Annotated in this window: 22 protein-coding genes and 1 pseudogene; 3 read left to right on the forward strand and 20 right to left on the reverse strand. The window is 71.9% G+C overall.

Features of this window, described 5'->3' with window-relative positions; genetic code table 11:
* The 11 genes from lepB (GA0115240_RS01145) to proS all read right to left on the reverse strand — a co-directional run.
* Positions 1-757: signal peptidase I (lepB, locus tag GA0115240_RS01145; protein WP_107407068.1), on the reverse strand; the 757-nt coding region annotated here is incomplete at its 3' end.
* Between the two features lie 70 nt (positions 758-827).
* Positions 828-1,808 (reverse strand): signal peptidase I, encoded by a 981-nt coding sequence (lepB, locus tag GA0115240_RS01150; protein ID WP_093734763.1) that lies wholly within the window; start codon positions 1,806-1,808, stop codon positions 828-830.
* Complete coding sequence (gene lepB / locus GA0115240_RS01155) at positions 1,702-3,036, reverse strand: signal peptidase I (protein ID WP_093734764.1); 1,335 nt, start codon at positions 3,034-3,036, stop codon at positions 1,702-1,704. The genes lepB (GA0115240_RS01150) and lepB (GA0115240_RS01155) overlap by 107 nt, the downstream gene beginning before the upstream one ends.
* A complete protein-coding gene (lepB, locus tag GA0115240_RS01160) occupies positions 3,029-3,760 on the reverse strand; it encodes a signal peptidase I (RefSeq protein WP_093734765.1) in 732 nt (243 codons plus the stop codon). Before lepB (GA0115240_RS01160) ends, lepB (GA0115240_RS01155) begins: the two co-directional genes overlap by 8 nt.
* 59 nt (positions 3,761-3,819) lie before the next feature.
* The gene (gene rplS, locus GA0115240_RS01165; protein ID WP_093734766.1) at positions 3,820-4,167 is read right to left on the reverse strand and encodes a 50S ribosomal protein L19; all 348 of its coding nucleotides are present in this window, start codon (positions 4,165-4,167) and stop codon (positions 3,820-3,822) included.
* A 146-nt stretch (positions 4,168-4,313) separates the two neighbouring features.
* Positions 4,314-5,135, reverse strand: coding sequence for a tRNA (guanosine(37)-N1)-methyltransferase TrmD (trmD, locus tag GA0115240_RS01170; protein ID WP_093734782.1), 822 nt, complete (start codon positions 5,133-5,135; stop codon positions 4,314-4,316).
* Between the two features lies 1 nt (position 5,136).
* Positions 5,137-5,754 carry a ribosome maturation factor RimM gene (rimM, locus tag GA0115240_RS01175; RefSeq protein ID WP_093734767.1) on the reverse strand — a complete coding sequence of 206 codons (618 nt, stop codon included), beginning with the start codon at positions 5,752-5,754 and terminating at the stop codon, positions 5,137-5,139.
* Between the two features lie 109 nt (positions 5,755-5,863).
* On the reverse strand, positions 5,864-6,103 hold the full coding sequence (locus GA0115240_RS01180; RefSeq protein WP_093734768.1) for an RNA-binding protein: 240 nt from the start codon (positions 6,101-6,103) through the stop codon (positions 5,864-5,866).
* 2 nt (positions 6,104-6,105) lie between these two features.
* Entirely contained in the window at positions 6,106-6,546 is a 441-nt protein-coding gene (rpsP, locus tag GA0115240_RS01185) for a 30S ribosomal protein S16 (RefSeq protein ID WP_093734769.1), read from the reverse strand.
* Between the two features lie 197 nt (positions 6,547-6,743).
* On the reverse strand, positions 6,744-7,334 hold the full coding sequence (locus GA0115240_RS01190; protein WP_093734770.1) for a hypothetical protein: 591 nt from the start codon (positions 7,332-7,334) through the stop codon (positions 6,744-6,746).
* A gap of 291 nt (positions 7,335-7,625) precedes the next feature.
* Positions 7,626-9,038: a proline--tRNA ligase gene (gene proS / locus GA0115240_RS01195; protein WP_093734771.1), complete on the reverse strand. Its 1,413-nt coding sequence runs from the start codon at positions 9,036-9,038 to the stop codon at positions 7,626-7,628.
* 221 nt (positions 9,039-9,259) lie between these two features.
* On the opposite strand from proS, the gene GA0115240_RS01200 reads away from it, so the two are divergent.
* Complete coding sequence (locus GA0115240_RS01200; protein ID WP_093734772.1) at positions 9,260-10,177, forward strand: methyltransferase domain-containing protein; 918 nt, start codon at positions 9,260-9,262, stop codon at positions 10,175-10,177.
* 142 nt (positions 10,178-10,319) lie between these two features.
* A pseudogene (locus tag GA0115240_RS01205) lies at positions 10,320-10,547 on the forward strand (DUF402 domain-containing protein); the annotation flags it as partial.
* An 82-nt stretch (positions 10,548-10,629) separates the two neighbouring features.
* Here GA0115240_RS01205 and GA0115240_RS01210 read toward each other — a convergent pair.
* The 6 genes from GA0115240_RS01210 to GA0115240_RS01235 all read right to left on the reverse strand — a co-directional run bounded on the left by GA0115240_RS01210 (position 10,630) and on the right by GA0115240_RS01235 (position 18,645).
* The gene (locus GA0115240_RS01210) at positions 10,630-11,151 is read right to left on the reverse strand and encodes a GNAT family N-acetyltransferase (protein WP_093734773.1); all 522 of its coding nucleotides are present in this window, start codon (positions 11,149-11,151) and stop codon (positions 10,630-10,632) included.
* Entirely contained in the window at positions 11,151-12,722 is a 1,572-nt protein-coding gene (gene ffh, locus GA0115240_RS01215) for a signal recognition particle protein (RefSeq protein ID WP_093734774.1), read from the reverse strand. Before ffh ends, GA0115240_RS01210 begins: the two co-directional genes overlap by 1 nt.
* 113 nt (positions 12,723-12,835) lie before the next feature.
* Complete coding sequence (locus tag GA0115240_RS01220) at positions 12,836-15,277, reverse strand: [protein-PII] uridylyltransferase (protein WP_093734775.1); 2,442 nt, start codon at positions 15,275-15,277, stop codon at positions 12,836-12,838.
* 29 nt (positions 15,278-15,306) lie between these two features.
* Positions 15,307-15,645 carry a P-II family nitrogen regulator gene (locus GA0115240_RS01225; RefSeq protein ID WP_093734776.1) on the reverse strand — a complete coding sequence of 113 codons (339 nt, stop codon included), beginning with the start codon at positions 15,643-15,645 and terminating at the stop codon, positions 15,307-15,309.
* On the reverse strand, positions 15,642-16,982 hold the full coding sequence (locus tag GA0115240_RS01230) for an ammonium transporter (protein WP_093734777.1): 1,341 nt from the start codon (positions 16,980-16,982) through the stop codon (positions 15,642-15,644). Before GA0115240_RS01230 ends, GA0115240_RS01225 begins: the two co-directional genes overlap by 4 nt.
* A gap of 253 nt (positions 16,983-17,235) precedes the next feature.
* Positions 17,236-18,645: a transcriptional repressor NsdA gene (locus GA0115240_RS01235; RefSeq protein WP_237554513.1), complete on the reverse strand. Its 1,410-nt coding sequence runs from the start codon at positions 18,643-18,645 to the stop codon at positions 17,236-17,238.
* 462 nt (positions 18,646-19,107) lie between these two features.
* Here GA0115240_RS01235 and GA0115240_RS01240 point away from each other — a divergent pair, with 462 nt between their 5' ends.
* Positions 19,108-19,761: a bifunctional DNA primase/polymerase gene (locus tag GA0115240_RS01240; protein WP_370673254.1), complete on the forward strand. Its 654-nt coding sequence runs from the start codon at positions 19,108-19,110 to the stop codon at positions 19,759-19,761.
* A 103-nt stretch (positions 19,762-19,864) separates the two neighbouring features.
* On the opposite strand, the gene ftsY is transcribed toward GA0115240_RS01240, so the two are convergent.
* The 3 genes from ftsY to GA0115240_RS01255 all read right to left on the reverse strand — a co-directional run.
* The gene (ftsY, locus tag GA0115240_RS01245) at positions 19,865-21,079 is read right to left on the reverse strand and encodes a signal recognition particle-docking protein FtsY (protein ID WP_093734780.1); all 1,215 of its coding nucleotides are present in this window, start codon (positions 21,077-21,079) and stop codon (positions 19,865-19,867) included.
* Positions 21,080-21,213: 134 nt separating this feature from the next.
* Complete coding sequence (locus GA0115240_RS01250; protein WP_093734781.1) at positions 21,214-22,629, reverse strand: sugar porter family MFS transporter; 1,416 nt, start codon at positions 22,627-22,629, stop codon at positions 21,214-21,216.
* 257 nt (positions 22,630-22,886) lie between these two features.
* Positions 22,887-24,747, reverse strand: a 1,861-nt coding sequence (locus GA0115240_RS01255) for an AAA family ATPase (protein WP_161301947.1), incomplete at its 5' end; no start/stop codon positions are given.

The raw sequence follows: 24,747 nt of genomic DNA on the forward strand, positions 1-24,747 counted from the left end.
CCCCGGCCAGCGGCCCGTACGCCGCCCCGCCCAGGATCAGTGCCGCCCCGGCGATCACCGCGAAGACCAGCCACTTCAGCGGCCCCTGCGACGGAAGTCCGCCGCCGGTGGCGGGGCCGGTGCCGCCCGCGCCCGGCACCGCCTCGAACGCCGAGGTGCGCGGCAGCATGCCGGCCCGGCCCAGCGGCCACACGGTGGCGGCCACCCGGGCCTTGACGTCGCTGGCCGGGACCGCGCCCTGCTGCGCGTCCTCGAGGTGGACCCGGGAGTCGAGCGAGACATCGCGGTTGTCGCCCAGCAGGAACAGCTCGTCCTTCGGCACCTTGGCGGTGAACGTCTCCAGCGAGGCGGACGCCCCGCCGGGCAGGTAGCTCTCGTCCAGCGGTACGCCGTTCACCGTGAGGCGGCCCTGCTTGCCGCAGCAGGCCACCACGTCGCCGCCCACCCCGACGACCCGTTTGACCATGGGCTCCTCGCCCCAGAGCTTGTCCTTGAAGACCACCACGTCGCCCCGGTGCACCTGCGCCCCGGTCACCCGCTGGGCCAGCACCTTCGCCCCCGGGTTCACCGTGGGCTTCATCGAGTCGGTGGGCACCGTGTAAGGGCGGTAGACCACCGCGGCCCAGGCGAACCCGCTGAGGAACAGCACACAGCCGAGAGCGACGGCCAGGCCGGACACCCTGTGTCCGACCCGGCCGCCGCCCGTGTCGCCGTCCTTGCGTATCGCACCGCCGACGGTGCTCGTGGAGCTGCTCATGGACCCGAACCCTACCCGGCGGTACCCCCGCGGTCAGCCCGCGCGCCGAGCCTCACGCAACGCAACCGGCTCAGGCGTCGCCGCCCGTCGGACCGCCGCCCGTCGGACCGCCGGCCGCCACGCTCCTGCCGCCCGTGCTCGCGTCCTTGCGCAGCAGGCGCCGCCTGCGCAGCAGCACCAGCGGCGCCGCCCCGGCCAGACCGGCCGCCGCGGGGACCGCGGCGCCCGCCGCGTTGATCCCGGGCTGCGAGAAGGTGGACGGGATGGACAGCGCGTCCCAGCGGTTGATCGGCCAGGCCACCACGACGGCCCGGCCCACCACGTCGTCGTCGGAGACGGTGCCGCCGCCGGGCAGCTGCATGTGGTAGCGGGAGTCCAGCGAGTCCTGGCGGTGGTCGCCCATCACCCAGATCCGGCCCTTGGGCACGGTCACCTTGAACGGCGCGTCCGGGGTGCAGGCGGTGTTGCCCGCGAAGACATACGGCTCGTTCAGCGCCTTGCCGTTGACCGTGACGGGTCCGGTGCCCTTGCACTGCACGGTGTCGCCGCCGACCCCGATGACCCGCTTGATCAGGTCCTTCTCATCGGCGGACGGCATCAGACCGATGAAGCTGAGGCCCTTTTGCACGCCCCGGACCAGCGGATTGCTGCTGGCCGGCGGGTTCTCCGGCAGCCAGCCGCCGGGGTCGTGGAACACCACGACCTCGCCGCGGCTCGGCTTGGAGCCGAACCACGGGGTGAGCTTGTCGACCAGCACCCGGTCGCCGCGCTGCAAGGTGTTCTGCATCGAGTCCGACGGGATGGAGAACGCCTGGACGAGGAAGGTCTTGATGATCAGGGCCAGCACCAGGGCGATGACGACGAGCAGCGGGAGTTCCTTCCAGAAGGAACGCGGCTTGCTGCCCCGGTCGGGGTCGGGCTCGTCGTCGCCGTCCCCGCCGTCGTCAACGGGGCCGTTCGGACCGCCCGGGTCCGTCCGCTCCCCGTGCCGGGGCCCGTCGGCGTACGCGGCGGACGCAGGACCCGCCGCGCCGGCCGGTGTGCCGTCCACCGGGGAGCCGGGGAAGGCCGAGGAGGCCGCCGGTGCCGGTGCGGCTGGCGAACCCTGGGGGTCGGGCGCGGCCGGAGTAGTCGGGGACGCCTGGGCGAATGCGGGCGGCACCGGGGATGTCTGCGGCGCCGAAGGCACCTCGGCCTTCCCCTTTTCGGGCTCGCCGGATCCAGACCGTGCGCCCACCACGAGGTCCCCCACATCCACTCCTCACTCCAGACCGCCGCTTACCCCGTTTCCGGCGCAAGCCCACCACTCCCACAACGAAGGGGAGTTCCGCAGGAGTCGGTAGCTGGTTCGTCCTGTCACCGTTGTTGGCGGTGCCCACCCTAGTGGGCCCGGCTGTGCCCGCCGCGCTCGCCGCCGGTGGGTCGGGCACCGACGAGAAGGTGCCCGGCTCCTTCAGCCGGGTCCAGTGGCCGACCGGCCAGGCGATGACGAAAGCCCGTCCGACCACCAGGTTTTCCGGAATCGTGCCGCCACCGGGCTGATCGGTGTGATAGCGCGAGTCCGCCGAATCCGAGCGGTGGTCGCCCATCACCCACAGTCGTCCCTGCGGTACATGGACGGTGAATTTCATCATTGAGGGTGGATTGCCCGGATAGACGTAGGGCTCGGTGAGCGGCTTGCCGTTGACCAGGATCCGGCCCTGCTTGTCGCAGCACTGGACGGTGTCGCCGCCGACCCCGATCACCCGCTTGATCAGGTCCTGCTCGCCGGAGGCCGGCAGCAGCCCGATGAAGGTGAAGAACTGCTTGATCTGCTTGACGACCACCGGGTCCGGCTTGGACTGGGGCTCGCCGGCCAGCCAGCCGCCGGGGTCCTGGAAGACCACCACGTCCCCGCGCTGCGGCTTGGTGCCGAACCAGGGGGTGAGCTTGTCGACCAGCACCCGGTCGCCGATCTGGATGGTCTGCTCCATCGATCCGGAGGGGATCACGAACGCCTGCAGCAGGAAGGTCTTGAGCACCAGGGCGATCACCAGCGCCACCACGATCAGCAGCGGCACCTCGGTGATGAGCGAGCGGCGTCGTTTGCGCTTGACCTTGCGGGCGAGTTTGCGGCGCTCGATCCGGCTGGTGCCGGTCAGCAGCGGCGGCTCGGACGTACCGGGCTCCCCGTCCCCATGGACGGATCCGGATCCGGTCCCGGATCTGTCCGCCGCGGCGCGGTCGGCGCCGGGACCCGCGTTCGGCTGTCCGGAACGCGGTTTGCCGCGGTTACCCATGCCGGCCGGCCGGGGGCGAGGGCACCGCGGCGAAGGTGGCCGGGCGGCCCAGCGTGCGCCAGTGGCCGGTGGGCCAGGCGATCCATTCGGCGCGGCCGATCACCCGGCCCACCGGTACGGTGCCGCCGCCCGGGTCGCCGAGGTGTTCGCGGGAGTCGGCGGAGTCGTCGCGGTGGTCGCCCATGACCCAGAGCCTTCCCCCGGGCACCACGATGTCGAACGGAACCTGGGAGGGAACATCACCGGGATCGATATAGGTCTCGTCCAGCGCCCGGCCGTTGACGGTGATCCGTCCTTGGTTGTCGCAGCAGGTGACGCGGTCGCCGCCGACGCCGATCACCCGCTTCACGTAGTCGGTGCCGCCGGTCTGCTGGAAGGAGCCGTCGCCGTCGAACACGATCACGTCCCCTCGCTGGGGCGTGCCGCCGAAGCGGTACGCCAGCTTGTTGACCAGGACCCGGTCACCGACCCGCAGCGTCCCCTCCATGGAGGCGCTCGGCACCTGGAAGGGCTCCACCACGAAGTGGCCGACCAGCAGCAGGGCGGCCACGCAACCGGCCGCCAGCAGCAGGGTCCGCCGCCACTCCGCCCACCAACCGGCCCACCGGTCCGCCCACCCGGTCCATCCGGCCCGCCGGACGGCGGAACGCGACCGTTCCCCCGCCGCCGATGAGGCGGAACCGGGGGAACGGTCGCGTTCCGGAACGACTGCTTCGCTGTCCATCGAGGCCAGAGCTTATCCGCCCGCCCTGAGAAGTGGACGGGCGATCACCGGTCGCGTTCCTAGTCGCGCTTCTCCTTGATCTTCGCGGCCTTGCCGCGGAGCTCACGGAGGTAGTACAGCTTGGCGCGGCGGACGTCGCCGCGGGTGACGACCTCGATCTTCTCCACGATCGGGGTGTGCACCGGGAAGGTGCGCTCGACGCCGACGGAGAAGCTGACCTTGCGGACCGTGAAGGTCTCGCTGATGCCCGCGCCCTGGCGGCGGATGACGACGCCCTTGAACTGCTGCACGCGGGAGCGGTTGCCTTCGATGACGCGTACGTGCACGTTGACGGTGTCGCCGGGGCGGAACGGCGGGACGTCGTCGCGCAGGGAGGCGCTGTTGAGGCCCTCGATGAGGTTGGTCATGGTGTGTCTGTCTGCTTCCTCGCCGATGCCACAGGTCATCGGCGGAACGTCGTCATGGGGTCTGGCGGGTCTTTGGGGTGGCGGCCGGTCCCGGACGGCGTCGTTCCCCCTGTGGCAGGGGCGCGCGTCGGACGGGCAGCAGCCGCTTATTCTTCCATGGCATCCGGGTTGCGCCCAAATCGGCCGTCCGGGCCCGCTTGCCAGCCGAGGATGCTGAGCATCTCGCGGTCCTTCTTGTCGAAGGCGGCCGGGTCGGCCTGTTCGATCAGATCGGGCCGGTGCTCGACGGTTCGGCGGAAGGCTTCGTCGCGGCGCCAGCGGGCGATCTTGCCGTGGTGGCCGCTGAGCAGCACGTCGGGGATGCCGCGGCCCCGCCAGGCGGGCGGCTTGGTGTAGACGGGCCCTTCCAGCAGGCTCGCCATCGGGCCGGGCGCGAAGGAGTCGTCGGCGTGCGACTGGGCGTTGCCGAGCACGCCGGGCAGCAGCCGGGCCACCGCTTCGGTGATGACCAGCACCGCGGCCTCGCCGCCGGCCAGGACGTAGTCGCCGATGGAGACCTCGTGGACCGGCATGCGGGTGGCGTATTCGGCGGTGACGCGGGTGTCGATGCCCTCGTAGCGGGCCGGGGTGAAGATCAGCCAGGGGCGGGCGGACAGTTCGGCGGCCACGGCCTGGGTGAAGGGGCGTCCGCTGGGGGTGGGGACGACCAGGACCGGTTGGCGCGCGCCGGCCTCGTAGCCGTCGGCGAGGGTCTGGTCCAGGGCTTCGCCCCAGGGGCCGGTCATCATGACCATGCCGGGGCCGCCGCCGTACGGGGTGTCGTCGACGGTGTTGTGCCGGTCGTGGGCCCAGCCGCGCAGGTCGTGCACCCGGACGTCGAGGCGGCCGGCCGCGCGGGCCTTGCCGACCAGCGAGACGTTCAGCGGTTCGAGGTACTCGGGGAAGATCGTGACGACGTCGATCCGCATCTCAGCGGCCGTCCCGGCCGGCTCCGGAGCCGCGCTCGACGTCTCCTGCCGCCGGCCGGTCACCGTCCCGTGCAACGTCCCCGTCGCCGTCGCCGGCTTCGGCTTCGGCCAGTTCCTCCAGCAGCCCGGGCGGCGGGTCGATCACCGCCCGCTGCTCCTCCAGGTCGATCTCCGGCACGATCTCGCTGACGAACGGGATCAGCACCTCGCCGCCGTCCGGCCGGGCCACCACCAGCAGGTCCTGGTAGGGCAGGTGGGAGATCTCGGTGATCCGTCCGACCTCGCGGCCGTCGAGGGTGACCACGTCCAGGTCGATCAGCTGGTGGTCGTAGAACTCCTCGGGGTCCTCCGGCGTCTCCTCCGGATCGACCTCGGCGATCAGCAGGGTGTTGCGCAGTGCCTCGGCGCCGGTGCGGTCGGTGACGCCCTCGAAGCGCAGCATCAGCTTGCCGCTGTGCACCCGGCCGGTGGCGATGGTGAGCGGGCCGGTCGACGCGGGGTCGGTGGCGAGTACGGCGCCGGGGGCGAGCCGCGACTCCGGCTCGTCGGTGCGTACTTCGACGCTGACCTCGCCCTTGATGCCGTGGGCGCGGCCGATCCTGCCGACTACCAGCTGCATGGGGCGCGTGCACCTTTCCAGGACGTGTTCGGGCAGAAGCGCGGCGCGGGCCGGGAGCGATGAACCACCGCTCCCGGCCCGCGCCGGGTGTTCACAGGACCTGACCGCCTCAGCGCACCTGGTCGACGTCGACCAGGTCGACGCGGACACCGCGTCCGCCGAGCGCGCCCACCACGGTTCGCAGCGCACGGGCGGTACGGCCGTTGCGGCCGATCACCTTGCCGAGGTCCTCGGGGTGGACCCGGACCTCCAGTACGCTGCCACGACCCCGGGTGCGCAGGTCGACCTGCACGTCGTCGGGGTTGTCGACGATGCCCTTCACGAGGTGCTCAAGAGCCTCCTCGAGCATCCTCAGGCCTCGGTGGACTCGGCCGGGGCGGCTGCCTCGGCATCATCGGCCTTCTTGTCGGACTTCTTCGCCCTGGGGGTGATGGCCTCACCCTTCGACTCGTCGGCGGTGTCCTTGGCCGCGGCCTCGAACAGGACGCGCTTGTCGGCCTTGGGCTCGGGGACGAGCAGCGGCGCCGGGGCGGGCTCGCCCTTGTACTTCTGCCAGTCGCCGGTCAGCTTGAGGATGGCGAGCACGGGCTCGGTCGGCTGGGCGCCGACGGAGAGCCAGTACTGCGCGCGGTCCGAGTCGACCTCGATGCGCGAGGGGTTCTGCACCGGGTGGTACAGGCCGATCTCCTCGATGGCCCGGCCGTCACGGCGGGTACGGGAGTCGGCGACGACGATGCGGTAGTGAGGCGAACGGATCTTGCCCAGACGCTTCAGCTTGATCTTGACTGCCACGGGAGCGGGTTCTCCTGGAATTGACGTGTTTGGGCACAGCGGACAGCCACGTGGGGTTGTGGGAGTCATGCGCCCGATGGACGCGTCAGCCGAAGGAGAGAGGGTTCCTGCACGGCTGTCGAGTACTCAGCTGAACATTCTGCCACACTCGGCGAACACGACGAACCAGACCGCTCCCCCCGGCCCGGGCCGCCGCCTCAGCCGACCCCGACGACCTCCGGGATGCGGAACGGCTGCCCGCACGCGCCGCACATGATCGGCGCCTGCGCCAGGACGGACGGCACCACGCGGACATTGCGGCCGCAGTCGCACACCGCCTTGACCCGGACGCCGCCGCCCGAGGAGCCGTGCCGTGCGGCCGGCCCGCGGAAGGAGCGGGCGGTGTCCGCGGTGGTGGCCACGGTGTGCGCCTTCAGGGCGCGCTGGAGCCGGTCGATGGTGGCCCGGTAACGCTTGCGGGTGTCCGGGCGCATCACCACCAGCGAGAAGCCGCTGCTGGGATGGGGCTCCTCGGCGTGGTCGAGGCCCAGTTCGTCGGCGATCGCGAGGAATCGGCGGTTGTGGTAGCGGCCGGCACGCGAGGTGTCACGGATGCCGCGGGAGGCGGCGATGCCGTGGACGGCCTCGTGCAGCAGCCTTTCGAAGGAGAGCTCGTTGCCGCAGGCGGACGAGGACTCACCGATGAGGGACTCGGGCGCGGCCAGATCGGGCAGTTCGGGATGGTGCCGCTGAATGTCGGCCCATGCCACTGCCAGCTCGGCTGCCAGAACAGGTGGTGTCGTGCTCACGCCGTGACAACGAGCCGGGCGCTCCCGGTGTTCCGATTTGGGGCTAGCCCAATTATTTTGCACTGATCGGTCAGTTCCGGATGATGCGCATGACGACGGGCGGGAGCGGAGTTCCCCGGAGAACAGGGGAGAACCCGCGCACCCGCCCCACGCCAGGACGTTCGGCGTATTCCGTACGCCGCTTTTCGGTCAGCGGACACCCGGGGTGTGCCCGGGCGGCCGACAGCGGTGGATAGCGGTGGATAGCGGTCGGCAGCGGTGGATAACGGTCGGCAGCGGCCGGTCGCGGCCTCAGTAGGCGCGGGCGACCACCGCGACCGTGCCGGGGGCGTCGTCCTCCAGCGGCACGGAACCGTCCTCGGCGACCAGGCAGCGGACCGAAACGCCCTGCTCGGCGAGCTTCGCCTCGCCTTCCGCGCCCAGGTCGGCCCACGGGATGCGGGCCCAGCCGGTGGCCGCGGCCTCGGCCGCCTCGCCGATGGTGGCGACGTCCACGGTTCGGGACGTGCGGCGCTCGCGGGACTCCCGCAGCAGCCGTGCCTGGTCCTCCTCCAGCACGGTGGGCAGCAAGGACTCCAGACGGTCGATGGCGACCGGCTCCTTGCCCCCCGGGATGCGGCGGGCCAGCATCGCGGTGCCGGCCTCCAGGTCGCGCGGCCCGATCTCGACCCGTACCGGCACGCCCTTGAGCTCCCAGTCGACCGCGCGGCGGCCGAACGGGGTGTCGGTGCGGTCGTCCACGACGACCTTCAGGCCGGCCGCGCGCAGCCGGTCGCCGATCTCGCGCACCTTGGCGACGACCGCTTCGTCGTCCTTGATGGCCAGGACCACGACCTGGACCTGCGCCAGCCGCGGCGGGACCCGCAGGCCGTTGTCGTCGCCGTGCATCATCACCAGGGCGCCGATCATCCGGGTGGTGCTGCCCCAGGAGGTCTGCCAGACCAGCTCCTGGGTGCCTTCCCTGGACAGGTACTGGGTGTTGAACGCCTTGGCGAAGTTCTGTCCCAGCTCGTGGCTGGTGCCCAGCTGCAGAGCCTTGCCGTCGCCCATCATCCCTTCCAGGGTGAGGGTGTTGATGGCGCCGGCGAACCGCTCCCTGGGCGTCTTGCGGCCCAGCACCACGTCCATCGCCAGGACGTTCTCCATGAAGTCGGCGTAGACGTCCCGCTGGATCCGGGCGGCGAAGATCCGCGCGTCCTCCCGGGTGGCGTGCGCGGTGTGCCCCTCCTGCCACAGGAATTCGGTGGTGCGCAGGAACAGCCGCGGCCGCAGCTCCCAGCGGACCACGTTGGCCCACTGGTTGATGAGCAGGGGCAGGTCCCGGTAGCTCTGGATCCACTTGGAGAAGTACTCGTTGATGATCGTCTCGGAGGTCGGCCGGACGACGATCGGCTCCTCCAGCTCCTTGCCGCCGCCGTGCGTGACCACCGCGAGCTCGGGCGCGAAGCCCTCCACGTGCTCGGCTTCCCGGGTCAGGTAGGACTGCGGGATGAACAGCGGGAAGTACGCGTTCTGTGCGCCCACCGACTTGATCCGCGCGTCCATGTCCTGCTGCATCCGCTCCCACAGGCCGTAGCCGTACGGCCGGATGACCATGGTGCCGCGCACCGGGCCGTTGTCGGCCAGTTCGGCCTTGCTGATCAGGTCCTGGTACCAGCGCGGGAAGTCGTCCGCCTGGGGCGTGAGAACGGGAGCCTTTGCCATGCAGGCGATGGTACGGCTCCCCGCGCGCGGAGCGTGAATCGGTATCGGGTGGGGGCCGGGCCGGTGTCCGGTGGGCGGCCGGGCACCAAAATTACCAAGAACGGTACTTCTGGGGCCTGGACGGCGGCTGGATTCAGCAGTTCGCTGTTTTGTGGGCCAGTGCGAGCAGGCAAGGGGCCAACGGGGGGCAAAGCGTACCGACGCTGCTGATTGGGGCTTCCATGGCACCTACGCTCTATCGCGGAACCAGGCCCGGTGCGGAGGGCAGGGCGAGGGACTGGGCGGAGATCCAGGAGCGGATGCTCGTTCCGCTCTACGAGACCGTGTACGACCGGCTGGAAGTCGGCGCGTACACCCGTTTACTGGGGCTGGGCTGCGGTACCGGTCTGGCCCTGCTGCTGGCGGCCCGTCGCGGGGCGGTCGTCACCGGCTGCGACACCGACGCGTCCAGGCTGGCGGTGGCCCGTGACCGGCTGCTGCCCGATCCGGCCTGGGGGCCCCGCGACAACGCCCGGGAGACAGGCGGGGACACCGGTCGCGAGCCGGGTCGCGAGCCGGGCGTCGCGTCGGGCCGTGGCGCCGAGCGGGAAAACCCCCGGGGTCTGCGGTCCCGCCCGCCCCGGCTGCTGTTCGGCGGGCCGCGGGACAACGCCCTCGGTGACGAGTTCGATGTGGTGACCGCCTTCGATCCGGCGACGCCGGCCGCCGAACTGCGGCCCGCGCTGGCCGCCGTGGCCGGCGCCGCCTCCCCCGGTGTCACGGTGGTGCTGGCCGGCTGGGGGCCGCCGGAGCGGTGCGCCACCTCGCGGGTGCTGCGGATGGCGGCGCGGCTGGCCGAGCCGCGCGGGCCGGGCCGGCGTGACGTCCGCCTCAGCGGCCGCGACGACTTGGAGGACCTGGCCCGGGGCGCCGGGCTGCGGCCGGACGGCTCGGGCCGGGTGTCCTGTCCCTTCGGCTATCCCGACCTGCCCAGTGCCGTCCGAGGCCTGCTGTCCACCGGCCTGTTCGACGCGGCGGTCGAGGCCACCGACCGCCAGCAGGTGGACAAGGAGATCGCCGAGGCACTGCATCCCTATCGCCGCCGCAACGGCACGATCCGGATGGACAACGTCTTCCGCTACCTCATCGCCCGGGCGTGAGCCGGCCCGGCCCACCTGTCGCCGGTCCGCCCGCGCGGGTGGGTCCGCCGGGCGCCAACCCGGTTGTCGCCGGTCCGCCGGGCGGCGCCGAAATCCGGTGGCGCCCGCGCCGGCCCTCCGCGAGGGTGACGCCATGCCCACCGTCACCCGGGCCGCGGTGGTCGCCGCCGACGGCCTGACGGTGGAGGATCTGGATCTCGACCTGTGGCGGTCGGCGGACGGCGGCGAGGTGCTGCGGCTGGACGAGGACGAGTTCGCGGCCGGCGGGCTGGCCGGGCGCGATCCCGGGGCCGCCGGGCAGGCGCTGCTGGCGCTGGACGCGTTGGAGGCGCTGGCCCGCGGGGACGGCTTCGGCGGTCTGCTGGCCTGACGCACCCCGGCCCGCGCCTGCCGGCGGACCGGGCGGCCGACGCCCGCGGCGCACGACCCGGCCGGTCAGTCAGCCGGCCCGGTCAGTCCTTCAGGCCGGGCCACTCCTCGGCGGTGAGCGCGAAGCGCTCGTGGTCGCGCCAGGCGTCGTTGATGAACAGCATCCGCGGTGAGAAGCCCTCGTGCCGGAAGCCGAGCCGGCGCGCCATCGCCACCGAACGGGTGTTGTCCGGCTGGACGTTGATCTCCAGCCGGTGCAGGCCGAGTCCGTCCGGGTAGTCGGTGAAGCAGTGGTCCACGATCAGCCGCAGGCCCTCGCTCATCCGGCCGGTGCCGTTGTACGGCAGATAGCTGTCGTAGCCCAGCGTGGCGTTGCGGAAGCGGGCGCGGATGATGTTGGCGACATTGCACTTGCCGACGATGCCGCCGTCCTCGTCGTTGATGACCAGGAAGGTCCGCAGCCCCGGGCCCTGCCGGCGCAGCAGTTCGTTGAAGCCGTCCGGATCGACCGGGTTCCACGGGCTGAGGTGAGCCACTGACCGCAGGACGGCCTCGCGGTGCGCCCTCGCGTCGGCCGGCCGCGGCGCTCGGATCGAGACCCGCATCAGCCCATGAACTTCTTGAAGTCGTCGGGCAGTTCGAAGTCCTGGCCGCCTCCGCCGCCGCCTGGCAGGCCGAACGGGTTGTTGCCCTGCTCGGGGGACGGGTTCTGGCTCTGCTGCTCGCGCCGGGCGGCCGCTGCGGCGGCCTCCTCCTTGCGCTTCATCGGGTTGCCGCTCTGGCGCTTGCCCTTGGCCTGCTTCTGCTGCTTCTTCTGCCGGCCGGGGCCGCCACCCATGCCCGGCATGCCCGGCATCCCGGGCATCCCGCCGCCCTGGGCCATCCGGGACATCATCTTGCGGGCGTCGAAGAACCGCTCGACCAGGCCCTTGACCGCGCTGACCTCGACGCCGGAGCCGCGGGCGATGCGGGCCCGGCGCGAGCCGTTGATCAGGTGCGGGTCGGCCCGCTCGCCCGGCGTCATCGACTTGATGATCGCCGCGGTGCGGTCGACGTCCTTCTCGTCCAGGTTGTTGATCTGCTCCTTGAGCTGGCCCATGCCGGGGAGCATCCCGAGCAGCTTGGAGATCGAGCCCATCTTGCGGACCTGCTCCATCTGCTCCAGGAAGTCGTCGAGGGTGAATTCCTTGGGGCCCTTCGCCAGCTTGGCCGCCATCTTCTCGGCCTCGGCCTGGCTGAAGGTCTGCTCGGCCTTCTCGATCAGCGACAGCACGTCGCCCATGCCGAGAATGCGGGACGCCATCCGGTCGGGGTGGAAGGCGTCGAACTCGTCGAGCTTCTCGCCGTTGGAGGCGAACATGATCTGCTTGCCGGTGACGTGCGCGATGGACAGCGCGGCGCCGCCGCGGGCGTCGCCGTCGAGCTTGGACAGCACCACGCCGTCGAAGCCGACGCCGTCGCGGAAGGCCTCGGCGGTGTTCACCGCGTCCTGGCCGATCATCGCGTCGACCACGAAGAGGATCTCATCGGGGCGCACGGCGTCGCGGATGTCCGCGGCCTGCTGCATCATCTCCTGGTCGACGCCCAGGCGGCCCGCGGTGTCGACGATCACGACGTCGTACTGCTGGGTGCGGGCGAAGCCGATGGAGTCCTTGGCGACCTTCACCGGGTCGCCGACGCCGTTGCCCGGCTCGGGGGCGAAGACCGCGACGCCGGCCCGCTCGGCGACGACCGACAGCTGGGTCACCGCGTTGGGGCGCTGGAGGTCGCAGGCGACCAGCAGCGGGGTGTGGCCCTGCTTGTGCAGCCACTGGGCGAGCTTGCCGGCCAGGGTGGTCTTTCCGGCGCCCTGCAGGCCCGCGAGCATGATCACGGTGGGCGGCTGCTTGGCGAAGCGCAGCCGGCGGGTCTCGCCGCCGAGGATCGTCACGAGTTCCTCGTTGACGATCTTGATGACCTGCTGCGCCGGGTTCAGTGCCTGCGACACCTCGGCGCCCAGCGCCCGCTGCTTGACGTTCGCGACGAAGGCCCGGACCACGGGCAGCGCGACGTCCGCCTCCAGCAGGGCGACGCGGATGTCGCGGGCGGTGGCGTCGATGTCCGCCTCGGACAGACGGCCGCGCCCCCGGAGGGTCTTGAAGGTATTCGCGAGGCGATCAGACAGAGTGTCGAACACGGTGGTCGCAGATCCTCGGGTCGGGGGCGGGGGCAGTCGCCTTCCAGGATATCCGCCTCGGCGGCCGAGCAGTCCGCGCCGGCCGGAACCGGCGGGCGCGGACCGTGCTCCGGCTACCGCAGCGCGGCCTCCACCTGCCGGGCGACTTCGGCCGCGCGCGGCTCGGGAAGCGGGTTTCCGTCCTTGCCGAGGACGTAGAAGGCGTCGACCGCGTTCGCGCCCAGCGTGGAGATCCGGGCCGAGCGGATGGTGACGGCGGCCGCGGTGAGGGCCAGGCCGATGCGGTGCAGCAGGCCGGGGGCGTCGTGCGCGCGGACCTCCAGCACGGTGGCGGTCTGCGAGGTGGCGCCCGGGGCGACGGTGACCCGGGGCGGGGGCGGGGTGATGCCGCGGCGGCGCGGGTAGGCCGCCTCGCGCTCGGCCAGGCGGGACTCGATGTCCAGGGTGCCGTCGAAGGCGCGGGCCAGGTCGGTGCGCAGCCGGGCGGCCTCGGGCAGGGCGCCGTATTCGGCGGAGACCCGCCAGCTCAGCAGGGCGACCTGGCCCTCGCCGATGGGGTCGAAGGACCGCAGGTCGGCGGCGCGGACGGTGAGCCGGTGCAGGGCGAGGACCCCGGCGGCCTCGGCGATCAGCCCGGGGCGGTCGGGGGCGGCCAGCAGCAGTTCGACGCCGAGTGCCTCCTCGCGGGCCTCGCCCTCGCCCTCCGGCTCGGTCTCGGCGTGCAGGGCCAGCACCGGGCCGCCGGTGCGGGCGGCCTCGATGGCCAGGCGCTCCTCCTCGGCGGTCGGGGCGCTGTCGCCGCTGTCGGGCAGGGCGCCGGTGTCGAGGGCGCCGGCCACCTTGGCCACCAGGTCGGCCAGCAGCGAGGCGCGCCAGGTGCTCCAGGCGGCGGGTCCGGTGGCCAGCGCGTCGGCCTCGGTGAGCGCGGCCAGCAGTTCCAGCGTGGAGGTGTCGCGGACGGTGGCGGCGACCGCGCGGATCGTCTCGGGGTCGTCCAGGTCGCGGCGGGTGGCGGTGTCGATGAGCAGCAGGTGCCGGCGGACCAGCAGGGTGAGGGTGTCGACGTCGGCGGGGCCGAAGCCGATCCGGGTGGCGACGTCGCGGGCGATGGTCGCGCCGCCCTCGCTGTGGTCGCCGGGCCAGCCCTTGCCGATGTCGTGCAGCAGGGCCGCGGTCAGCAGCAGGTCGGGGCGGCCGACGCGGCGGGTGAGCCCGGCGGCCTGGACGGCGGTCTCGACCAGGTGGCGGTCCACGGTGAAGCGGTGCACGGCGTTGCGCTGCGGGCGGCAGCGCACCCGCTCCCAGTCCGGGACGAGCCGGGTGATCAGCCCTTCGGCCTCCAGCGCCTCCCAGACCGGGACGGTGGACTCGCCGGCGCCGAGCAGGGTGACGAGCTGTTCGCGGGCCTCGGCGGGCCACGGCACGGGCAGCGGCCGGGTGGCGGCGGCCAGGCGGCGGACCGCGTGGATGGACAGCGGCAGTCCGGCCTGGGCGGCGGCAGCGGCGGCGCGCAGCGGCAGCACCGGGTCGCGTTCGGGCTTGGCGGCCAGCGCCAGCACGGCCTCGCCTTCGAGTTCCACCACGCCCTCGGCCAGCGGTACCCGCTCGGGGGTGGCCTCGGGCAGGTTGCGGCCGCGGCCGAGCAGGCCGCGGCGGCGGGGGCGGGCGTCACGGGCGCGCAGCACCCGGCCGACCTCCCGCCAGGTGACGTCGCTGGCGTAGGAGATCCGGCGGGCGGCCTCGTAGACCTGCCGCAGCAGGGCGTCGGCGTCGAGCAGGCCGAGGGCGTCGGCGACCTGGTCCTGCTCCTGGAGGGCGAGGCGGTCGGTGGCACGGCCGGTGACCAGGTGGAGGGCGTCGCGGGCGTCCAGCAGGCGGGTGCGGGCCTCCTCGAGGCCCTCACGGGGGGCGTCGGCGAGCCAGGAGGCGGCGACCGCGCGCAGGGCGGTGGCGTCCCGCAGGCCGCCGCGGGCCTCCTTGAGGTCGGGTTCGAGCAGGTAGGACAGCTCGCCCTGGCGTTCGGCGCGCTCCTGGCACATCTCGTGCAGGGCCGGCAGCCGCTTGGGGGCCTGGTTGCGCCAGTCGGCGAGGACGGCGCTGCGCAGCTGGGAGGTGAGGGCCGGGTCGCCGGCGAGGTGCCGGGCGTCGAGCAGGCCGAGCTGGACCTTGAGGTCGTCGGCGGCGGCCTTGCGGGCCTCGGCGGGGGTGCGTACCGAGTGGTCGAGGGCGACGCCGAGGTCCCACACCGGATACCACAGCCGGTCGGCGAAGGCGGCGACGGATGCCGCGGCGCCCCGGTCGGGGTCGTGCAGCAGGACGAGGTCGAGGTCGCTGCGGGGGGAGAGCTCGCCGCGGCCGTAGCCGCCGACGGCGAGCAGGGCGTAGCCGCCGACGCCGGTGGCGTCGGCGGCCGCGGTGGCGAGCGAGGCCAGCCACTGGTCGGTGAGGGCGGACAGGGCGGCGCGGCGCGGCGGCCCGGACTGCGCCTCCTGGGTGAGGAGGCGCAGCCGGGCCGCCGCGTAACTGCCGTCCTGCGCTTCGACGCTTTCGGTCACTCGTGCTCCAGCGCTGGGGTGGTGAGTGGTCAGAGCGCGTCGGGCCCGCGCTCGCCGGTACGGACCCGGACGGCCGTGTCGACCGGGAGGCTCCACACCTTGCCGTCACCGATCTTGCCGGTTCGGGCGGCCTTGACGATCACTTCGATGAGCTGATCCGCGTCCGCGTCCTCGGTGAGGACCTCGATACGGATCTTCGGCACCAGGTCGACGGTGTACTCCGCGCCCCGGTAGACCTCGGTGTGGCCGCGCTGCCGACCGTAGCCGCTGGCCTCGGTGACGGTGAGGCCGTGTACCCCGAAGGCCTGCAGGGCTTCCTTGATCTCGTCGAGCCGGTGCGGCTTGACGACGGCAATGATGAGCTTCACGCGTCCACCTTCTTGCTGGGAGAGGCGTCCGCCTCACTGGCGCTGTCGAGGCCGGTCCCGACGCTGCGGGAGCCGACGCCGGCGAAGTCGTAGGCGGTCTCGGCGTGCAGGATCTGGTCGACGCCGGTGACCTCCTCGTCCTCGGTGACCCGGAAGCCCATCGTCATGTCGATGAGCTTGGCGAGGATCGTGGCGCACACCAGGGAGTAGCCGAGGACCGCGCCGACACCGATGAACTGCTTCCACAGCTGGGTGAAGCCGCCGCCGTAGAAGACGCCCTGGGCGGTCTGGCCGACGCCGCCGGTGGCGAAGAAGCCGATGAGCAGCGAGCCGATGATGCCGCCGACCATGTGGACGCCGACCACGTCGAGCGAGTCGTCGTAGTTGAAGCGGTACTTCAGGCCGACCGCCGCGGCGCAGGCCACGCCGGCGATGACACCGACGGCGATGGCGCCGAGCGGCGAGACCGAGCCGCAGGCGGGGGTGATGGCGACCAGGCCGGAGACCGCGCCGGAGGCCGCGCCCAGGGTGGTGAAGGAGCCGTGGCGCAGCCGCTCGTAGATGAGCCAGCCGAGCATGGCGGAGGCGGTGGCGACCTGGGTGTTGGTGAAGGCCACCGCGGCCACGCCGTCGGAGCCGAGCCAGGAGCCGGCGTTGAAGCCGAACCAGCCGAACCACAGCAGGCCGCAGCCGAGCATGACCAGCGGCAGGTTGTGCGGGCGCATGGGGTCGCGCTTGAAGCCCTTGCGCTTGCCGATGACCAGGATCACACCGAGGGCCGCGGCGCCGGCGTTGATGTGCACCGCGGTACCACCGGCGAAGTCGATGACGCCCTTCTTGAACAGCCAGCCGTCCGAGGACCACACCCAGTGCGCGACCGGGAAGTAGACGATCGTCGCCCACAGCGTGATGAACAGCGACCAGGCGGTGAACTTCACCCGGTCGGCGAGGGCGCCGCTGATCAGCGCCGGGGTGATGATCGCGAACATCAGCTGGAAAACGGCGAATACGTAGATAGGAATGCCGGTGTTCGGCCAGATCTCGTTGATCCCTATGTGGCGCATCCCGATCCACGAGGTACCGCCCATGAATCCGTTGCCGGAGCCGAAGGCGAAGCTGAATCCGTAGATCGTCCACAGAATGGTGATGATGCCCAGGCTGATGAAGCTCATCATCAGCATGTTCAAGGCGCTCTTGACCCGCACCATACCGCCGTAGAAGAAGGCGAGACCGGGGGTCATCACCATCACCAGGGCGGCGCTGATCAGCATGAACGCCGTACTTCCGGTATCGAGCTTGGGCGCATCAGCGGCCAGCGTCATGATGGCTGGTGCCATCGGCGTCTCCTCGTCATCCGAACGGCCCGTGCGGGCGGTGCAAAGGGTGGGCCGGTTTTCGCCATGAGATTGGCTGAGCCGGGTTTCCGTCGATGCCGTACGGTGTAACGCCGTCGTGACGAAGAAGTCGCGCGTGTTACGCGAAGATGAACCGTCTCGTGGTGTGGTGAAGGATGTATACGAGTTACGGGTGGGGCGGGGACCGGCGGTCGCCGGAGCGCGGCGGGGCGGGCGCGTCCGGGCCCGCGCCCGGTCAGGCCGACTCGGCGACTTCCGGGAGTTCCTCGGCGAGCCGGTCGGCGAGGCTCACCACGGCCGGTACGTCACCGAAGTCGCGGACCGCCGTGTGGGTGGTGGTGCGGATACGGGTGTTGACGCGTTCGGAGCGGACCTGCTTGGCGACGACGATGGCGCGCTCGGTGAAGTCCGCGGCCTCTTCCGGCTCGCGCAGCAGCAGGTGCACGGTGCCCATGCCGACCAGGTTGAGGGCGTAGGCCCGCTGGTGCACCGCGTCGTCGCGGAAACCGTCGACGGCCATGGCCATCTCGGGATGGGCGAGGGTGGCGTACGTGGGGCTGCGGCCGGCGACGTAGGCGAGGTCGCGGTAGGAGTGGGCGTTCTCCGCGTGCAGCTCGGACTCGTTGAAGAAGCTGATCCAGCCGGGGTCCTCGCCGGGGCGGCTGTCGGCGAAGGTGTCCTCGGCCATCCGGACCGCGCGGTGGCACTTGTTGACCTGGCCCATGTTGGCGTACGCGCGGGCCTCCAGCGCGTACAGCATGGCCTGGGTGGTGGCGCTGGCCGAATCGCGGCTGCCGTACTGGGCCAGGTGCAGGAGCTCCAGCGCGTCGTCGGGGCGGTCCAGGTGGATCATCTGGCGGCTCATCGAGGACAGGATGAAGGCGCCCAGCGGCCGGTCGCCGGCCTCCCTGGCCGCGTGCAGCGCGAGCACCAGGTATTTCTGGGCGGTGGGCTGCAGGCCGACGTCGTAGCTCATCCAGCCGGCCAGCGCGGCGAGGTCGGCGGTGAGCCGGTACAGCCTGCGGGTGACGGAGTCCGGATGCGCGTCCTGGAGCAGGTCGGTGACCTCGTGCAGCTGGCCGACGACGGCTTTGCGGCGCAGGCCGCCGCCGCACTGGTTGTCCCAGTCGCGGAACATCTGTGCGGTGGACTCCAGCAGTTGGAGCTCCTGCTCGGACAGCCGGGACGGGCGTCCGCCGGCGTCGCGGGCGGCCAAGACCACCGGGCCGGCCGGGGCGGCCGGGGTGTTGGGCACCAGCCAGCGCTGCATCGGCTCCAGCAGGGCGGGGCCGGCCGACAGTGCCAGCGAGGTGCCGAGGAAGCCGCGGCGGCCCAGCATCAGGTCGCTGCGGGAGAACTCGTTGATCAGCTGGACGGTCTGCGGGCCGGCCCACGGCAGGTCGACGGCGCCGCCGGCCGACGACTGGTGCGCGGCGCGCAGGCCGAGGTCCTCGACCGGCACCACGCAGCCGAAGCGCTCGGAGAACAGCTCGGACAAGATGCGCGGGATCGGCTCGCGCGGCTGCTCGCCGTCGAGCCAGCGACGCACCCGTGAGGTGTCGGTACTGACGTGATGGGCACCCATCTGGCGCGCCCGGCGGTTGACCTGGCGTGCCAATTCACCCTTGGACCAGCCACTGCGCATGAACCATGAGTTCAGCTGCGCATTGGGCTGTTTCTCCGCTGTGGCGCCCACGGCCAAGCCCCCATCCCGCTTCTGTCGGACCCCTGGATACCAGGGTCCGTCGAGTCCTGTCGCGCGTATCCCCGGGATCGGCGGTGACCGATCGTGCGGGCTGCGCATGCCTCCGGCATATACCGGACTGCATACGGAGTTCCGCTCGGGACTCATCAACTCAACGTAGTCCCACGATCACCCATCGGGCGACCGCTGTTGGGGAAACGCCACCATTCGCCACCCCTTCGAATGAACCCGACTCCCCCTGCACACGATTCACTTGACACCTGCGGATCGGGTGAGGTCAGACGGGTGCGTAACCATCGGCGGCGGGCATCCGTTGGAGGTGTCATGGTGTTCACGATCGGGAGCATGCGAGAGATCCGGGAGATCCGGCAGCAGCGGACCGGCGTGCGAAACGCCGCGCGGATGGGGGCGCTCATCGGCGCACGTACCGGCGCGTGGCGCAGAGCGCACGCGCAGGTTCGCCTCAATGTCGCCGAGTACGCCGGTCTGTGCGGCTGGGCGGTGGTGCCGGGTGCGCGGGCGGCCCGGGGCGGCGGGGCCTGCTCGTGCGGGGACGCCGACTGCGCGGAGCCCGGGGCGCATCCGCTGGCGTTCGCCGGCGAGATCCCGGCCGGGGCCTCGCCGCAGGAGGCGGTCGAGGGATGGGCGCGGGTGCCGGGGGCGGCGGTGCTGCTGCCGGTGGGCCGGTCCTTCGACGTCATCGAGGTGGCCGAGGTGCCGGGGCGCCGGGCGCTGGTCCGGCTGGAGCGGATGGGGCTGCGGCTGGGCCCGGTGCTGCTCACGCCGACCGGGCGGGCCCAGTTCTTCGTCGCCCCGGGCGCCGCCGCCGAACTCCCCCACCTGCTGTACCGGATGGGCTGGGACGACGCCCAGCTGGATCTGCGCTGCCTGGGCCGCGGCGACCACGTCACCGCTCCCCCCTCCGACCTGGGCGGCCTCGGCCCGGTCCGCTGGCTCCGTGAGCCCCGCCTCGACGCCGTCCCCCAGCCCCCGGAGGCCCGGCTGCTGCTGGGCACGCTCGCCTACGTCAGCCACCGCGACGGGGCGTACGCGTAGGGCGTGCGGGCACAGGTAAGGGGCGCCCACCGAGGGTGGGCGCCCCTTACTTGTGCGCGCAGCGGCCGGTCGGGCCGGCGCCGCCGCGCCGGACCCCGTCCGGCTACTCGCCGATCAGCGCGTCCACGAATGCCTCCGGCTCGAAGGGAGCCAGATCGTCCGCTCCCTCGCCCAGGCCCACCAGCTTGACCGGGACGCCCAGCTCGCGCTGCACGGCGACGACGATGCCGCCCTTGGCGGTCCCGTCGAGCTTGGTGAGCACGATGCCGGTGATCGCGACCACCTCGGCGAAGACGCGGGCCTGGACCAGGCCGTTCTGGCCGGTGGTCGCGTCCAGGACCAGCAGCACCTCGTCGACCGGGCCGTGCTTTTCCACCACCCGCTTGACCTTGCCCAGCTCGTCCATCAGGCCGGTCTTGGTGTGGAGGCGGCCCGCGGTGTCGATGAGCACCGTGTCGGCGCCGGCCGCGATCCCCTCCTTGACCGCGTCGAAGGCCACCGACGCGGGGTCGCCGCCCTCGGGGCCGCGTACCGTACGGGCTCCCACCCGCTCCCCCCACGTCTGGAGCTGGTCGGCGGCGGCGGCACGGAAGGTGTCGGCGGCGCCGAGCACGACGCTGCGGCCGTCGGCGACCAGGACCCGGGCGAGCTTGCCGGTGGTGGTGGTCTTGCCGGTGCCGTTGACGCCGACGACCAGCACGACCGCGGGGCTGTCCCGGTCGCTCTCGGTGCGCAGGCTCCGGTCGAAGGTCGGGTCGACCAGCGTGATGAGCTCTTCCCTGAGCAGCGTGCGCAGTTCGTCCGGGGTCCGGGTGCCCAGCACCTTGACCCGGGTGCGCAGCCGCCCGACGAGTTCCTGGGTGGGGGTCACGCCGACATCGGCGGTGATGAGGGTGTCCTCGATCTCCTCCCAGGTCTGTTCGTCCAGCCGCTCCCGGGACAGCAGGACGAGCAGTCCCTTGCCCAGTGAGTTCTGCGACCGGGACAGCCGGGACCGCAGCCGGATCAGCCGGCCCGCGGACGGCTCCGGCTGGTCGATGACGACCGGCTCCGGCGCCTGCGGCGCCTTCTCCAGGGTGTCGGGGGCGGCGGTCGCGCCGGGCAGCGGGACTTCTTCGATGGTCCGGCGGGGCTCTGCCCGCGGGGTTTCTGCCTCGTCCCCGACGTGCGGTTCGGCGGGAGGCTTGGTGATCGTCGGGGCGCTCGGCGGCGGGGGCGGCAGCTGCTGCTTGTTCTTGCGGCGACTGCCGATCACCAGCCCGCCGGCCCCGAGGATCACGACCACGGCGATAACGACGACAAGGATCACAATTTCCATAACCACCCCAGTATCAACGACAGCCGCCGGGCATCATCGCACCCGACGGCCGTCGTGTTCATGACCTTCCGCACGCGGCACCCTCCCGCCCGGCGGATCGGACCGCCGGGCGGGAGGGTGGCGAAAAGGGGAGTTCAGCCCATCTCTTCGAGGGTCTTCCCCTTGGTCTCCTTGACGAAGCGCAGCACAAACGGGATGGAGACGACCGCGAAGCCGGTGTAGATGACGTACGTCCCCGACAGGTTCCAGCCGGCCAGGCTGGGGAAGCTCGCGGTGATCGCCCAGTTGGCGATCCACTGGGCCGAGGCGGCCACGCCCAGCGCGGCGGCGCGGATCTTGTTCGGGAACATCTCGCCGAGGAAGACCCAGACCACGACACCCCAGGACAGGGCGAAGAAGAGCACGAAGACATGGGCGGCGACCAGCGCCACGGTGCCCTGCAGGTTCGGCAGCGTCGCGCCGTTCTTGTAGGAGAAGGCCCACGCCTCCAGCGCCAGGGCCACCGCCATACCGACCGAGCCGATCAGGGCCAGCGGCCGCCGTCCGATGCGGTCGACGAAGATGATCGCGATCACCGTGCCGATGATGTTCACTATCGACGTGGTGAAGGAGTAGAAGAACGAGCTGCTCGGGTCGATGCCGACCGACTGCCACAGCGTCGAGGAGTAGTAGAAGGCCACATTGATGCCGACGAGCTGCTGGAAGGCGGACAGGCCGACGCCGATCCACACGATGGGCAGGAAGCCGAACCGCCCGCCGAGCAGGTCGCGGAAGCTCGCCTTGTCCTCACGCTTCATCGCCGTGTTGATCTCGGCGACCCGGGCGTCCAGGTCCACCTGCGCGCCCTCGACGGCGGCGAGCACCTCGCGGGCCTCGCGTTCGCGGCCGGCGGTGAGCAGGTAGCGCGGGGATTCGGGGATGGTGAAGGACAGCAGTCCGTAGATCACCGCCGGGACGACCATCACGCCGAGCATGAGCTGCCAGGCCTCGATACCGAGGATGTGGCCGCGCTGGTCGCCGCCGGCGCCGCGCAGTATGCCGTAGTTCACCAGCTGCGAGATGGCGATGCCGAGCACGATGGCGGCCTGCTGGAAGGAGGCCAGCCGGCCGCGGTAGGCGGGCGGGGACACCTCGGCGATGTAGGCGGGGCCGATGACCGAGGCCATGCCGATCGCGAAGCCGCCGATGATGCGCCAGAAGGCCAGCTCCCACAGCGCGAACGGCAGCGCGGAGCCGACCGCACTGATGATGAACAAGGTGGCGGCGATCTTCATGCAGCGGATGCGGCCGATGCGGTCCGCGATGCGTCCGGCGACGGCGGCGCCGATGGCGGAGCCGATCAGGGCGATGGCGACGACCTGGGCCAGCGGGGCGGACCCTATCCCGTACTTGTCGCGGATGGCCTCGACGGCGCCGTTGATGACGGAGCTGTCGTAGCCGAACAGGAAGCCACCCATGGCGGCGGCAGCGGCGATGAATATCACATGGCCGAGGTGCTCGGGCGGCGATGGTTTCGGGCCGGTCGCGGCCGCTGTCTCGGTGGTCGTCAAGGGGTCCTCCTCGGGCTCGGCGGTGAGCCCTCACATGAGGGAAATGGATCTTCGCTGGTCGACCGGATGCCGACCACCACTCGAACGTCTTGGCAGAGTCGCGAAGATTATGCCAACACGTTTCGCATTCACCAGGATCCGCAGCGCCGGAACCGCCAAGGAGAAAAAGGAGCGAAACAGCACAAAACGACGCAGCGGGCGCAGTTGGGCGGGCGCGCCGCGTTCATCTCCTGAAGCCAAGGACGCGCGGGCGTCCGTCAAACGGGCTGCCGCTTGCCGTCCCGCAGCCGCTGGCTGATCACCTTGGACACGCCGTCCCCCTGCATGGAGACGCCGTACAGGGCATCGGCGACCTCCATCGTGCGCTTCTGGTGCGTGATCACGATCAGCTGGGAACTCTCCTGGAGCTCCTCCATGATCCGGATCAGCCGTTGCAGGTTGGTGTCGTCCAGCGCCGCCTCGACCTCGTCCATCACATAGAACGGGCTCGGCCGGGCCTTGAAGATCGACACCAGCATCGCCACCGCGGTCAGCGAGCGCTCACCGCCCGACAGGAGCGACAACCGCTTGACCTTCTTCCCGGGCGGCCGGGCCTCAACCTCGACGCCGGTGGTCAGCATGTTGTCCGGATCGGTGAGCAGCAGGCGGCCCTCCCCGCCGGGGAACAGCCGGGAGAACACCCCCTCGAACTCCCGCGCGGTGTCGTGGAAGGCCGCGCTGAACACCTGCTCGACCCGCTCGTCCACGTCCTTGATCACCTGGAGCAGATCGGCCCGGGTCTTGCGCAGGTCCTCCAGCTGCTCGGTGAGGAACTTGTGCCGCTCCTCCAGGGCGGCGAACTCCTCCAGCGCCAGCGGATTGACCTTGCCCAACTGCGCGTACGCCTTCTCCGCGGCTCGCAGCCGCTTCTCCTGCTCGGCGCGTACATAGGGGACCGGCTGGTTGCGCGCGGCCTGCGGGTCCTCGGGCAGGATCTCGCCCTCGGCGGGCGGCGACGGCGGCACCTGCTGGTCGGGGCCGTACTCGGCGACCAGCCCGGCGGGCTCCATGCCGTGCTCCTCCAGCGCCTTGGCCTCCAGCTGCTCGATCCGCAGCCGCTTCTCGGCGCCCAGCACTTCGCCCTTGTGCACGTCGCCGGTGAGCCGGTCGAGTTCGCTCTTCAGGTCGCGGCCGCGGCGGCGCTCCAGGCCGAGGGCCGCCTCGCGCTGGGTCCTGGCCTCTTCCGCGGTGACCCGTTCGGCCTCGGCGCGGCCCAGCGAGACCTGTACGTATTCCAGCAGGCCGCGGGCGCCGGCCACCACGGCGGCGGCCACCGACGCCTCGTAGGCGAGCCGGGCCTTGCGCTGCTCGGCCCTGGCCCGGGTCTCCCGCTCGGCGCGGGCCGCCCGGTCCAGGCCGTCGGCCCGGCCGGCCAGCCCCTTGACCCGCTCCTCGTGGGTACGCACCTGCAGGCGCGCCTCCATCTCGGTCTGCCGGGCGTTGGCGCCGTCGGCGGCCAGCCGGTCGCGGGCGAAGGTGTCGGGTTCCTCGTCGCCCGGCTCCTCCTGGGCTTCGCTGAGCCGGTAGGACAGCTCCTCGACCTCCTCGCGGGCGGCTGCCAGCGCCTCCTCGGACCGTACGACGGCCGCCGCCGCCCGGTCGGCCTCTCCGCCGGCGGCCCGTGCCTGCCCGCCGAACCGGCCGAGCTGCTGGGCGACCGACGACTTCTCCTTCTCCGCGGCGCGCCGCCGCTGTCCCAGCTCCTCCACCGCCCGGGCGGCGGCGGCCCGCTGCTCCTTGGCCGCCTGCTGCTGGTCGGCGAGCCGGCCGCACAGCGCCTCCAGCCGGGCCAGTTCGGCGGTGGCCTCGTCGACCTGGGCCTGCACCTCCAGCAGGCTGGGCGCCTTCGCCGAACCGCCCTGCGCGAGGTGGGCGGCCAGCACATCGCCTTCGGCGGTCACCGCGGTCAGCGCGGGATGCCGTATCACCAGCGCTTCGGCCTCGGCCAGCGAGTCGACCACGGCGGTGCCGGCCAGCAGCCGCCGTACGGCTCCGGCCAGTTCGTCGGGTGCGGCCACGAGGTCGGCGGCCCAGCGCGCGCCGGCCGGCAGCTGTGAGGGGCTCGGGGGGCGGCGGGCC

It is taken from the genome of Streptomyces sp. DvalAA-14 (genome assembly GCF_900091855.1).
Lineage (GTDB): Bacteria > Actinomycetota > Actinomycetes > Streptomycetales > Streptomycetaceae > Actinacidiphila.